Annotated in this window: 11 protein-coding genes; 10 read left to right on the plus strand and 1 reads right to left on the minus strand. The window is 67.2% G+C overall.

The genetic code is table 11. From position 1 onward, the window contains the following. The first annotated feature begins 1 nt into the window (after nucleotide 1). From VNQ78_RS11625 to xylB, 8 genes are read left to right on the plus strand one after another with little or no spacing between them, the layout of a single operon-like run. Entirely contained in the window at nucleotides 2-871 is an 870-nt protein-coding gene (locus VNQ78_RS11625; RefSeq protein ID WP_325689846.1) for a sugar ABC transporter permease, read from the plus strand. Nucleotides 872-875: 4 nt separating this feature from the next. Beyond that, nucleotides 876-1,706 carry a carbohydrate ABC transporter permease gene (locus VNQ78_RS11630; RefSeq protein WP_325689848.1) on the plus strand — a complete coding sequence of 277 codons (831 nt, stop codon included), beginning with the start codon at nucleotides 876-878 and terminating at the stop codon, nucleotides 1,704-1,706. Between the two features lie 10 nt (nucleotides 1,707-1,716). After that, a complete protein-coding gene (locus VNQ78_RS11635; RefSeq protein WP_325689850.1) occupies nucleotides 1,717-2,715 on the plus strand; it encodes an ABC transporter ATP-binding protein in 999 nt (332 codons plus the stop codon). After that, a complete protein-coding gene (locus VNQ78_RS11640; protein ID WP_325689851.1) occupies nucleotides 2,712-3,476 on the plus strand; it encodes an L-iditol 2-dehydrogenase in 765 nt (254 codons plus the stop codon). Before VNQ78_RS11635 ends, VNQ78_RS11640 begins: the two co-directional genes overlap by 4 nt. 1 nt (nucleotide 3,477) lies before the next feature. Continuing rightward, nucleotides 3,478-4,941, plus strand: coding sequence for a mannitol dehydrogenase family protein (locus tag VNQ78_RS11645; RefSeq protein ID WP_325689853.1), 1,464 nt, complete (start codon nucleotides 3,478-3,480; stop codon nucleotides 4,939-4,941). Between the two features lies 1 nt (nucleotide 4,942). Beyond that, a complete protein-coding gene (locus tag VNQ78_RS11650) occupies nucleotides 4,943-5,602 on the plus strand; it encodes an HAD family hydrolase (protein WP_325689855.1) in 660 nt (219 codons plus the stop codon). Nucleotides 5,603-5,611: 9 nt separating this feature from the next. Beyond that, nucleotides 5,612-7,066 (plus strand): FGGY-family carbohydrate kinase, encoded by a 1,455-nt coding sequence (locus VNQ78_RS11655; protein ID WP_325689857.1) that lies wholly within the window; start codon nucleotides 5,612-5,614, stop codon nucleotides 7,064-7,066. Nucleotides 7,067-7,068: 2 nt separating this feature from the next. Further along, a complete protein-coding gene (gene xylB / locus VNQ78_RS11660) occupies nucleotides 7,069-8,505 on the plus strand; it encodes a xylulokinase (RefSeq protein ID WP_325689859.1) in 1,437 nt (478 codons plus the stop codon). Here the strand turns inward: xylB and VNQ78_RS11665 are convergent. Continuing rightward, a complete protein-coding gene (locus VNQ78_RS11665) occupies nucleotides 8,502-9,434 on the minus strand; it encodes a sugar-binding transcriptional regulator (RefSeq protein WP_325689861.1) in 933 nt (310 codons plus the stop codon). The two genes, xylB and VNQ78_RS11665, sit on opposite strands and share 4 nt — an antisense overlap. 169 nt (nucleotides 9,435-9,603) lie before the next feature. On the opposite strand from VNQ78_RS11665, the gene tpa reads away from it, so the two are divergent. Next, on the plus strand, nucleotides 9,604-10,965 hold the full coding sequence (tpa, locus tag VNQ78_RS11670; RefSeq protein WP_325689863.1) for a hypotaurine--pyruvate aminotransferase Tpa: 1,362 nt from the start codon (nucleotides 9,604-9,606) through the stop codon (nucleotides 10,963-10,965). 31 nt (nucleotides 10,966-10,996) lie between these two features. Further along, entirely contained in the window at nucleotides 10,997-12,463 is a 1,467-nt protein-coding gene (locus VNQ78_RS11675; RefSeq protein ID WP_325689865.1) for a PLP-dependent aminotransferase family protein, read from the plus strand. The last annotated feature ends 2 nt before the right edge of the window (nucleotides 12,464-12,465 follow it).

Below are 12,465 nucleotides of genomic sequence, written 5' to 3' on the forward strand. Positions count from 1 at the left end.
CATGGCGACGAGACACCAGAAAACCCTTGCGCGCTTCATGGTCGCGCCCTCGGTCCTGTTGCTTCTGGGCTGGATGATCGTGCCGCTGGCGATGACGCTGTGGTTCAGCTTCCAAAGCTATAACCTGCTCTCGCCCGGGATGGAGCAGTTCATCGGCCTGACCAACTACAAGTATTTCCTCTCCGACCCGGCCTTCTGGACGGCGATGGCGAACACGCTGATGATCGTGGGCGGGGTCCTTGCGATCACCGTTGTCGGCGGCGTGGTGCTGGCCCTGTTGCTCGATCAGCCGATCATGGGGCAGGGGATCGTGCGCATCCTGATGATCGCGCCCTTCTTCATCATGCCCACCGTCTCGGCGCTGGTCTGGAAGAACATGTTCATGAACCCCGTGAACGGGCTTTTCGCATGGATGGCGAAGGCGGTGGGCGCGCAGCCGATCGACTTCTTCGCGCAATATCCGCTGATGTCGATCATCCTGATCGTCGCCTGGCAATGGCTGCCCTTCGCGACGCTGATCCTGCTGACCGCGCTGCAATCGCTGGACAGCGAGCAGATGGAAGCGGCCGAGATGGACGGCGCGGGCGCATGGTCCAAGTTCTCCCATCTGGTCCTGCCGCATCTGTCGCGGGCGATCACCGTGGTCATCCTGATCGAGACGATCTTCCTGCTTTCGGTCTTTGCCGAGATCCTCGTCACCACGAATGGCGGGCCGGGCTATGCCTCGACCAACCTGACCTTCCTCGTCTATTCGCAGGCGCTTTTGCAATATGACGTGGGCGGTGCATCCGCGGGCGGCATCGTCGCCGTCATCCTGGCCAATATCGTCGCGATCTTCCTGATGCGGATGATCGGCAAGACGCTGGAGTAACGCCATGGCCCGTCGCGTTTCCGACCGTCGCCGCTGGACCTTCACCATCCTCGCATGGCTGGTGGCGCTGGCAATCTTCTTCCCGATCCTCTGGACGATCCTGACCAGCTTCAAGTCCGAGGCCGACGCCATCGCCAGCCCGCCCAAGTTCCTGTTCTTCGACTGGACGACCGAGAACTATGCCGAGGTGCAGGCGCGTTCGCCCTATTTCCGGCATTTCACCAACTCGGTCGTCATCTCGATCGGCTCGACGCTGCTGGGGCTGCTGATCGCCATTCCGGCGGCATGGTCGATGGCCTTCCAGCCCGGCAAGCGGACCAAGGATCTGTTGATGTGGATGCTCTCGACCAAGATGATGCCAGCAGCGGGCGTGCTGATCCCGATGTATCTGCTGTTCCGCTCCTCAGGACTGCTGGATACGCGCTTCGGGATCACCTTCGTCCTGATGCTGATCAACCTGCCGATCATCATCTGGATGCTCTACACCTATTTCCGCGAGATCCCGTCCGAGATCCTCGAAGCCGCGCGGATGGACGGGGCCAGCCTCAAGAACGAGATCGTCCACGTCCTGACCCCGATGGCGGTGCCGGGCATCGCCTCGACCATGCTCTTGAACGTGATCCTCGCGTGGAACGAGGCGTTCTGGACCCTGAACCTGACCACCTCCAAGGCAGCGCCGCTGACGACCTTCATCGCCAGCTATTCCAGCCCGGAGGGGCTTTTCTACGCGAAACTCTCGGCGGCAAGCACCATGGCCATCGCCCCGATCCTGATCCTCGGCTGGTTCAGCCAGAAGCAACTCGTGCGCGGCCTGACCTTCGGCGCAGTGAAATAAGGGGGGAATGATGGGCAGCATCACCTTGAAACAGGTCCGTAAGACCTTCGGCGATGTCGAGGTCATTCCCGGCGTCGATCTGGAGGTCGATCACGGCGAATTCGTCGTCTTCGTCGGCCCTTCGGGTTGCGGCAAGTCGACGCTGCTGCGCCTGATCGCGGGGCTTGAGGATGTCAGCTCCGGCTCGATCCTGATCGACGGGCAGGACGTGACGCAGGCCGCACCGGCGCGGCGGAAGCTCGCGATGGTGTTCCAGTCCTATGCGCTTTATCCGCATATGTCCGTGCGCAAGAACATCGCCTTTCCGCTGAAGATGGCGGGAATGCCCGCGGATGAGCAGGCCCGGCGGGTCGAACATGCGGCGGGCATCCTGAACCTGACCGATTACCTGGAACGCAGGCCCGGCCAGCTTTCGGGCGGTCAGCGCCAGCGCGTCGCCATCGGCCGCGCCATCGTGCGCGAGCCGGTCGCGTTCCTGTTTGACGAGCCGCTGTCGAACCTTGACGCGGCGCTGCGGGTGAACATGCGGGTCGAGATTTCCGAACTGCACAAGAAGCTGGCGACCACGATGGTCTATGTCACCCATGACCAGGTCGAGGCGATGACCATGGCCGACAAGATCGTCGTCCTGCGCGCCGGTCGGGTCGAGCAGGTCGGCTCTCCGCTGGACCTCTATCGCAAGCCCGCCAACCGCTTCGTCGCGGGCTTCATCGGCAGCCCGAACATGAATTTCCTCGAAGGCGAGGCGGCGGCAAGGCAAGGCGCCCATGCCATCGGCGTGCGCCCCGAACATTTCCAGATGTCCAAGACCGAGGGGCAGCTTGCCGGAACCGTGGGCGTGGCCGAGCATCTGGGCTCCGACACCTTCCTGCATGTCCAGCTTGACGGCGGAACGCATGTCATCGCGCGCGCGGCGGGCGAGTTTCCGGTCAGCCATGGCGACCGGATCTGGCTGACCCCGCAGGAGGGGCGGATCTATCGCTTCGATCAGCAGGGGTTGGCGATATGAGGTTGTCGGGCAAGACCGCCATCATCACCGGCGCGGCGCGCGGCATCGGTCGCGCCTTTGCCGAGGCCTATATCCGCGAAGGCGCGAGCGTCGCCATCGCCGATATCAACGAAGCCGCCGTGCACCAGACCGCCTCCGAGATCGGCGCGCATCCGATCGTCATGGACGTGACGAAACAGGACAGCATCGACGCCGGCGTGGCCGAGGCGGTGCGCCTGATGGGCGGCATCGACATCCTGATCAACAATGCGGCCCTCTTCGACCTTGCCCCGATCACCGGGATCACCCGGAAAAGCTATGACACGCTTTTCGCGATCAATGTCGGCGGCACGCTTTTCGTCATGCAGGCCGTGGCGCGCCACATGATCGAGACCGGGCGGCGCGGCAAGATCATCAACATGGCCAGTCAGGCGGGCAGGCGGGGCGAGGCGCTGGTCGGTGTTTATTGCGCGACCAAGGCCGCCGTCATCAGCCTGACCCAATCGGCCGGGCTGAACCTGATCCAGCACGGCATCAACGTGAACGCCATCGCGCCGGGCGTCGTCGATGGCGAGCATTGGGACGGGGTCGACGCGAAATTCGCCGAATATGAGGGCAAGCCGCGCGGCCAGAAAAAGGCCGAGGTCGGAGCCTCAGTGCCTTTCGGCCGCATGGGGACCGCCGCCGACCTGACCGGCATGGCGATTTTCCTCGCCACGCCCGAGGCCGATTACATCGTCGCCCAGACCTACAATGTCGATGGCGGGAACTGGATGAGCTGACATGACCAAGTTGACCCAAGCCAACCTCTCCAGCCTGCCGGTTCCGGGGCCGGAATATGATCGCAAGGCGCTGAAGGGCGGGATCGTGCATTTCGGCCTCGGCAATTTCCACCGCGCGCATCAGGCGGTCTATCTCGACCGGCTGATGAATCTCGGCAAGGGCCATGACTTCGCCATTATCGGGGCGGGGGTGATGCCCTCGGACGCGAAGATGCGCGAGGTGCTGGCCGCGCAGGATTGGCTTTATACGGTGGTCGAGCAATCGGCGGGTGCCTCGCAGGCCCGCGTGATCGGCGCGATGATCGACTATCCCCCTGCCGCCGATGCCACAGCCATCGTGGCGCGGCTTGCCGATCCCGCCATCCGCATCGCCAGCCTGACCATCACCGAGGGCGGCTATTTCATCGACGCCCAGACCGGCCATTTCGACCCCACCCATCCCGCCATTGCCGAGGACGGGCGCAATCCCGACGCGCCCCGCACGGTTTTCGGGATGCTGGTCGCCGGGCTTCGCGCGCGGCGCAGGGCGGGCATCCCGCCCTTTACCGTCATGTGCTGCGACAACATCCCCCATAACGGCCATGTCACGCGCGAGGCGGTGGTGGAAACTGCCCGTCTTTCCGACCCCGAACTGGCGGAATGGATCGCAGCCAACGTCGCCTTTCCGAACGGCATGGTCGATCGCATCACCCCCGCGACCAGCGACCGCGAACGTCGGATGATCCGCGAGGATTTCGGGGTCGAGGATGAAAGCCCGATCTTTGCCGAGGATTTCATCCAATGGGTGCTCGAGGATAATTTCCCGCAAGGCCGCCCCGCGCTGGAGGAGGTCGGCGTCGAGTTCGTCGAGGACGTGACCCCGTGGGAGCTGATGAAGATCCGCATCCTGAACGGCGGGCACGCGGTCATCGCCTATCCCTCGGGCCTCATGGACATTCATTTCGTCCATGAGGGGATGGAGAACCCGCTGGTCCGCGCCTTCCTCGACAAGATCGAGGCCGAGGAGATCATTCCCGTCGTGCCGCCGGTGCCCGGCACCGACCTGCATGGCTATTACCAGAAGGTCGCGGAACGCTGCGCCAATCCCAAGATCGGCGACACGATCCGCCGCCTTTGCCTCGACGGGTCGAACCGGCAGCCGAAATTCATCATCCCGACCATCGCCGACCGGCTGGCGCAGGGGTTGGGGGTCGAGGGGCTGGCGCTGGAATCCGCGCTCTGGTGTCGCTACTGCGCCGGGACGACCGACAGCGGCGCGGTGATCCCGCCGAACGACCCGAACTGGGACCGCCTGACGCAGGTTGCGCAAAAGGCGAGGCATGACCCCTCCGCATGGCTCGCCATGTCCGAGATCTATGGCGAAACCGGGCAGGACCAGCGGTTTGCCGAACCCTTCGCGCGCTGGCTCGACCTGCTCTGGCGCGAGGGGACGGCGGCGACCCTGACCCGCTATCTTCAGGGCTGACATGTCGGGGGCGCTGATCTTCGACTGCGACGGGGTTCTGGTCGATTCCGAGCCGCTGGCGGTGGTCGAACTGGTCGCGATGCTGGCCGGCCTTGGCGCGCCAGTCGACGCGGCCCGGATCTATGACGAGTTCCTGGGCCGCTCGCTCCAGACCATCATCGAGGCGGTGGCGCGTGATTTCGGGGTCGACCTGCACCCCGCGCTGGAGGGGTATCGCGGCGCGCTGGCCGACCGCTTTCGGCGTGAGTTGCGTCCGGTCCCCGGCATGGCCGAGGCGATTGCCGCAATAGGCGGGCTGCGCGCTGTCGCCTCATCCAGCGCGCCCGAGCGGCTCAACCTTTCGCTGGGACTGACCGGGCTTGCGCCGCTTTTCGGCGCGCATGTCTATTCCGCGACGCAGGTGGCGCATGGCAAACCCGCGCCGGACCTGTTCCTGCTGGCCGCGCGGAACCTTGGCGTCGATCCTTCCGGCTGCGTGGTGGTCGAGGACAGCCCTGCCGGCATCCTTGCCGCGCAGGCCGCGGGCATGCGGGTGGTGGGGTTTCTGGGTGGCAGCCATGCCGGCCCCGCCGGATTACGCGAAAGGCTGGGCGCGCTTCGCCCCGACGCGCTGATTGAACATGCGCGGGATTTGCCCAACACTCTGGCACGGATGGGATAGGGGGAATCCGTGCTGATTGCTGCCGTTGATGTGGGCTCGGCGCGGGCGCGTGCGGGGCTGTTCACGACCGATGGGAAACTCGTGGCGCGCGCCAGCCGCGGTTTCGCGACGCTGCCCGCGGACGGAGGGCAGGCGGGCTTCGACTTTGCCGAGATCTGGCAGGCCGTCGCCGATGCGCTGGCCGAGGCGCGGCGCATGGCGGGGGCAAGCCCGGCCGAGGTGCGGGCGCTCGCTTTCGATGCCACCTGCTCGCTGGTCGTCGATGCGCCCGGATTCGCGCCCGACGTCATCGCCTGGCACGACCACCGCGCCGTGGCCGAGGCTGAGGAGCTTGGTCGGATCGACCATGAGGTCGTAGCACGCGCCGGCGGCTCGGTCTCGCCCGAGATGCAGACGCCAAAGCTGATCTGGCTTGCCCGGAACCGGCCCGATGTATGGGCGGGGCTGCGCTCGGTCCATGATCTTTGCGACCACCTCGCCTTTCGCGCGACAGGCCGTCCCGCCCGCTCGCTTTGTGCCATGGCGGCGAAATGGGCCTATCTGCCCGATCGCGGCGGCTGGGCCGAGGATCTGCTGGCCGCGCTGGGGATCGCGGATTTTCCACATGACCAGCCGGTCCTGCCCCCCGGCGCGCCGATCGGCCATCTGTCGGCGCAGGGCGCGGCGGAGCTGGGGCTGGACCGCGAATGCATGGTGGCCGCTGGGCTGGTCGATGCCTTTGCGGGCGCGCTGGGCGCTGCGCCGGGAATGCCCGCGCTGATCGCGGGGACATCGAATTGCGTCATGGCGACCGAGGTTGCGGTGACGCCCGCCCTTTGGGGGCCATATCCGGGCGCCATCCTGCCCGGCGAGGCCGTCAGCGAGGGTGGGCAATCCGCGACCGGGGCGCTCCTCGAATGGATACGCCGGCAATATGCCGGGGAGGAGAGCCATGACGACATCCTTGCTCGCATCGATCCGGGGCAGGAGCCGGGCGAGGGGATGCATGTCCTGCCCGACTTCAAGGGAAACCGCGCGCCGCTTGCCGATCCCCTGGTGCGCGGGGTCGTCCACGGCATGTCGCTGGATCGCGGGACCGAGGCGATGGACGCGCTTTACTGGCGGGCCTCGGTCGGGATCGCGCTGGGGACGCGGCAGGTGATCGCCCATATGGGGCTGAGACCCGACCGCATCGCCATGGCGGGCGGGCAGGCGCGTGCGCCGCTGCTGCGCCAGCTTTACGCCGATGCGACCGGGGCCGAGATCCACTGGCAGCCCGAGGATGCCGTCCTGCGCGGCACCGCCATCGCCGCCGCCGCGCCCGCCGCCGGCGGCATCCGCGCCGCCCGCGCCCGCTTCGCGCGCGAGGTCGAGGTCACGCGGCCCGATCCCGTCGCCGCGGCCCGGCGGGAACGGGACTGGGCCGTCTTTCTTCGGATGCAGGCGCATCGCGCCGAGATCCGCACGCTTACCACTGGGGGTTGAACATGTATCTGGGAATCGATCTGGGCACGTCCGGGGTCAAGGCGACGCTGATCGACGAGGCGCAGCGGGTCATCGGCTCGGAAACCGCGCCGCTTTCGGTGCAGCGCCCGCATCCGAACTGGGCCGAGCAGGACCCGGCGGACTGGATCCGGGCGGTGCAGGCGGTTGTCGGGGCGCTGGCGCGTCAGCATGACCTCGGGCGCGTGCAGGGGATCGGCCTCTCGGGGCAGATGCACGGGGCCGTCACGCTGGATGCGGGGGGCAATGTGCTGCGCCCCGCGATCCTCTGGAACGACACCCGCGCCCATGCCGAGGCGGCGGAACTGGACGCCATGCCCGAGGTGCGGCGGCTTTCCGGCAATATCGTCTTTCCCGGCTTCACCGCGCCCAAGCTGGTCTGGATGGCCAGAAACGAGCCCGATCTTTTCGCGCGCGTCGCGACGGTGCTGCTGCCCAAGGACTACCTGCGGCTCTGGCTGACCGGAGAGCGGGTCAGCGAGATGTCGGACGCCTCGGGGACAAGCTGGCTGGACGTGGCGGGGCGCGACTGGTCGGAGGTGCTGCTCGACGCCAGCGGCATGAGCCGGGCGCAGATGCCCGCGCTGGTCGAGGGGGCGGCGCCCTCGGGCCGGTTGCGCCCCGAGCTTTGCCGCGAATGGGGGATCGAAGGCAGCCCGGTGGTTGCCGGGGGCGCCGGGGACAATGCCGCGACAGCCGTTGGCGCGGGGACGGTGGCGGCGGGGCAGGGCTTTGTCAGCCTTGGCACCTCGGGCGTGGTCTTTGCCGCCTCCGACCGTTTCCTGCCCGCGCCGGAAACGGCGGTCCATGCCTTTTGCCACGCATTGCCGGGGCGCTGGCACCAGATGGGGGTGATCCTCTCGGCCTCGGCGGCGCTGGAATGGCTGGCGGGGGTGCTGGAGGCCAGCCCCGCGGCGCTGACGGCGGGCCTTGGCGATCTGCAACCGCCGGGGACGGTGATGTTCCTGCCCTATCTTTCGGGCGAGCGGACGCCGCATAATGATGCGTCCGCGAAAGGGGTTCTCGCCGGGCTGACCCCGGTGACGGATCGCGCGGCGCTGACCCGGGCGGTGCTGGAGGGCGTGACCTTCGCCCTTGCCGACAACCTGACCGCGCTGCGTGCGGCGGGGGCGGAGCTGGGGCCGCTGCTGGCGCTGGGCGGGGGCGCGCGGTCGGAATATTGGCTGAAGCTGATCGCGACCGTTCTGGACCTGCCGGTGCTGGTGCCGGTGGGCGGCGATTATGGCGCGGCCTTCGGTGCGGCGCGGCTTGCGATGATGGCGGCAAGTGGCGCCTCGGCCGAGGAGGTCTGCACCATGCCCGGCATCGCGGCCGAGATCCTGCCCGACCGCAGCCTTGTGCCGGCCTTCGTCGAGGCGCGGGGCAGGTTCCGCGCCCTTTACCCGGCCAGCGGCGGCTAGTCGCGCATCAGCGCGGCCCCGGTCGCCGCGTCGGTGATCAGCCCGCCCAGCAATCCACCGCTGAGCGCGCCGCGCAATGCGGGCAGCTTTTCCGCGCCATGGGCCGCGCCGATCACCAGCGTGGTCGCGCGCGGGGGGATCGGGGCCGAGGCGACGCGGTCATTGCTCAGCCCCTCGATCAGCCGGCCCTCTGCGTCATAGGCCCAGCCGGTGATCTCGCCCACCGCGCCCGCCGCGATCATGCGGTCGAGATCGGGCCGAGTCAGGAACCCGTCCTGCATCAGGGCGGCGCTGTCATTCATCGTGCCGACGCCAACAAAGGCCACCTCGGCTTGTCCCGACATCTCGATCACGCGCTGGATGCCGGGTTGGCGCATCATCGCGCGCTGCTCCTCGACCGTGGGCAGGATGACCGAAAGCGGCAGCGGAAAGCTGCGGGCCGAGACCAGTTCGGAGAGCGAGAAGAGGACGTTGTAATAGGCGGTCGACCCGTCGGTCGCGATATTCCCGGTCAGCGAGACGATGCGGTGCTGCGGGCAGTCGATATGGGGCAATTGCGCGACCCCGGCCCGCAGCGTCCGGCCGGTGCCGATGGCCAGCGTCACCGGCTCGGCCCGCCGCAGCCAACGCTCCATCGTGGCCGAGAGGTGATGGGCGACGCCCGCCTCGGGCGCGTCGGCGGGGGCGATCTCGCAGAATTGCAGGTTCCATTTCGCGCGCAGATCCCGGGCGAGTTCCAGGCATTGCGCGAAGGGATGGTCGATGCGGATCTTGACCAGCCCCTCGGCCATGGCCTGCGCAACAAGACGCTGCGCGGTCTGGCGCGAGACGCCCATGATGCCCGCGATCTCGTCCTGCGTCATGCCCGCGACATGCGCGAGCCAAGCCGCGCGCGCCGCCTGTTCGAGCTTCTGGCCCTCGTCCGCCATCTGGTCCCCTGAATACCCTCCTTCGGGTCTAGTCCCAGCCCGGCCATCCTGTCCAGTGCGACAAACTGGATCCATAGATGTGGCAAGACTGGCTCTATTGCGGCGGCGCGCGCGGACGTAATGTCGGCGGGCAAAGGATTCCCTCCCCTCCTATCGTCAGAGGCCCAAAATGAACGACCTCAGCCCGGTCATCGCCGCGGACAAGGCCCATGTCTGGCACCACCTGAGCCAGCACAAGCAATATGAAACCATCGACCCGCGCGTCTTTGTCGAGGGCAAGGGCATGCGTCTTTGGGACGCCACGGGACGCGAGTTCCTGGACGGCGTCTCGGGCGGGGTCTGGACGGTCAATGTGGGCTATGGCCGCGAAAGCATCGCCAATGCCGTGCGCGACCAGCTGGTGAAGCTGAACTATTACGCGGGCGCGGCCGGGACCGTGCCGGGTGCGCTCTTCGCCGAAAAGCTGATCACCAAGATGCCGGGCATGACGCGGGTTTACTATTCTAACTCGGGATCGGAAGCGAACGAGAAGGTCTACAAGATGGTGCGCCAGATCGCCGCGCGCCATTATGGCGGCAAGAAGTGGAAGATCCTGTATCGCGACCGCGACTATCACGGCACCACGATCGGCACGCTCGCCACCTCGGGTCAGGACCAGCGCGCGATGCAATACGGCCCCTATCCCGACGGCTTCGTCCGCGTGCCGCATTGCCTTGAATACCGCAAGCAATGGGATGTCGAGAATTACGGCGAACGCGCGGCCGACGCGATCGAGGAAGTCATCCTGCGCGAAGGCCCCGACACCATCGGCGCCATCGTGCTGGAGCCGGTGACGGCAGGCGGCGGCGTCATCACCCCCCCCGAGGGCTATTGGCAGCGCGTGCAGGAGATCTGCCGCAAATACGACATCCTGCTGCATATCGACGAGGTCGTCTGCGGCGTCGGCCGCACTGGCACCTGGTTCGGCTATCAGCATTACGGGATCGAGCCGGATTTCGTCACCATGGCCAAGGGCGTCGCCTCGGGCTATGCCGCGATCTCCTGCACGGTCACGACCGAGCGTGTCTTTGACATGTTCAAGGACGATGCCAGCGACCCGATGGGCTATTTCCGCGACATCTCGACCTTCGGGGGCTGCACCTCGGGTCCGGCCGCCGCGCTTGAGAACATGCGCATCATCGAGGACGAGAAGCTCTTGGAAAACACCATCGCCATGGGTAACCGGCTGATGGACAACCTGACCACGCTGATGGACCAACATGGCGTGATCGGCGACGTGCGCGGCAAGGGGCTGTTCTGCGGCGCCGAACTGGTCGCCGACCGCGCCACCAAGGAGCCCGCGGACGAGAAGAAGGTGCAGGCCGTTGTCGCCGACTGCATGGCGCAGGGCGTGATCATCGGGGCGACCAACCGCTCGGTGCCGGGGTTCAACAATACGCTGTGCCTGTCGCCGGCGCTGATCTCGACCGCCGATGACATCGACGCGCTGACCAATGCGATCGACGGGGCGCTGACTCGGGTCTTTGGATAGGGCAGGATGGGGGCCGATACGAAAGGCCCCCATGCAGATCCCGCCCGAGACGTTCCTGATCGACCGCAGCTCACACCTGCCGCTGCAATTGCAATTGCGGCGGCAGATCGTTCTGGCGGTGCATGAGGGGCGCTTGCGACCGGGCGAGCGGATGCCGTCAAGCCGGGCGCTGGCCGCGCATCTGGGGGTGGGGCGGATCACGGTCACGCAGGCTTACGGCGATCTGGTGGCGACCGACTATCTTTCGGCGCGGGGGCGGTCGGGCTTCTTCATCTCGGTCCGGGTCGAGGATCTGGCGGACAGCCCCGATCCCGCCCCCGATGCCCCGCGCTTCGACTGGGCCAGGCTGCTCGACGGGCGCAGCCTTGCGGCGCGGCGCAAGGATCGCCCGGCCGACTGGCGCAGCTATCCCTATCCCTTCCTTTACGGGCAGACCGATGACCGGCTGATCGACCACGCGGCGTGGCGGGAATGCGCGCTCCGGGCGCTGGGTCGCCGCGATCTGGGCGCGCTTTCGGATGACCAGTATGACGGCGATGACCCCGAGCTGATCGACTTCATCATCCGCCACCTTCTGCCCCGGCGCGGCATAAGGGCCCGGCCTGAGGAGATCCTGCTGACAATGGGGGCGCAGAACGCGCTGTGGCTGATCTGCGACATCCTCCTGAAGCGCGGCGTCTCCTGCGCGATGGAGGAGCCGGGCTATCCCGGCCTGCACGAGATCCTTGCGACCCATGATGCCGAGGCGCTGCCGGTGCCCATCGACGCGGGCGGCCTGCCGCCCGAGGCGATTCCGCCGGGCATCTCGGTCGTCTTCGCCTCGCCCAGCCATCAATGCCCGACCAGCCGCACCATGCCCCGCGCGCGGCGCGAAGCGCTGCTGCGGCTGGCCGAGGGGCGGGGTTTCTGCGTCGTCGAGGATGATTATGAGTTCGAGATCAGCTTCGAGGGCGCGACCTCGCCCGCGCTGAAGGCGATGGATCGCAGCGGCTCGGTGATCTATATCGGCTCCTTCTCGAAATCCGTGTTTCCGGGGCTGCGGCTGGGTTATATCGTCGCCGATCCCGCCTTCGTGGCCGAGGCGCGGGCGCGGCGCGGGATGATGCTGCGCCACCCGCCTGGCCATGTGCAGCGCACCATGGCCTATTTCCTGTCGCTGGGTCACTACGACCGCCAGTTGAAGCGGATGCGCGAAGCCTATGCCGAGCGGCGGCAGGTCGCGGCGGCGGCGCTGGCGCTGAACGGGCTCGATATCGGGATGGATGGCTGCGGCGGCGGCTCAAGCTTCTGGCTGAAGGTGCCGCCGGGGCTGGACAGCGACGTGCTGGCGCGTGCGCTGAAACCGCAGGGCGTGCTGATCGAGCCGGGCCGCCCGTTCTTTCGCCGGCGCGAGGCTGGGGCCGGCTTCTATCGCCTCGCCTATTCCTCGATCGCGGCGCGCGAGATCGAGGAGGGGATCAGGCGCATCGCCCGGACCTGCCGCAGCCTGACGGGCTGAGC

This window comes from Paracoccus sp. (in: a-proteobacteria) (genome assembly GCF_035556475.1).
Taxonomy (GTDB): domain Bacteria; phylum Pseudomonadota; class Alphaproteobacteria; order Rhodobacterales; family Rhodobacteraceae; genus Paracoccus.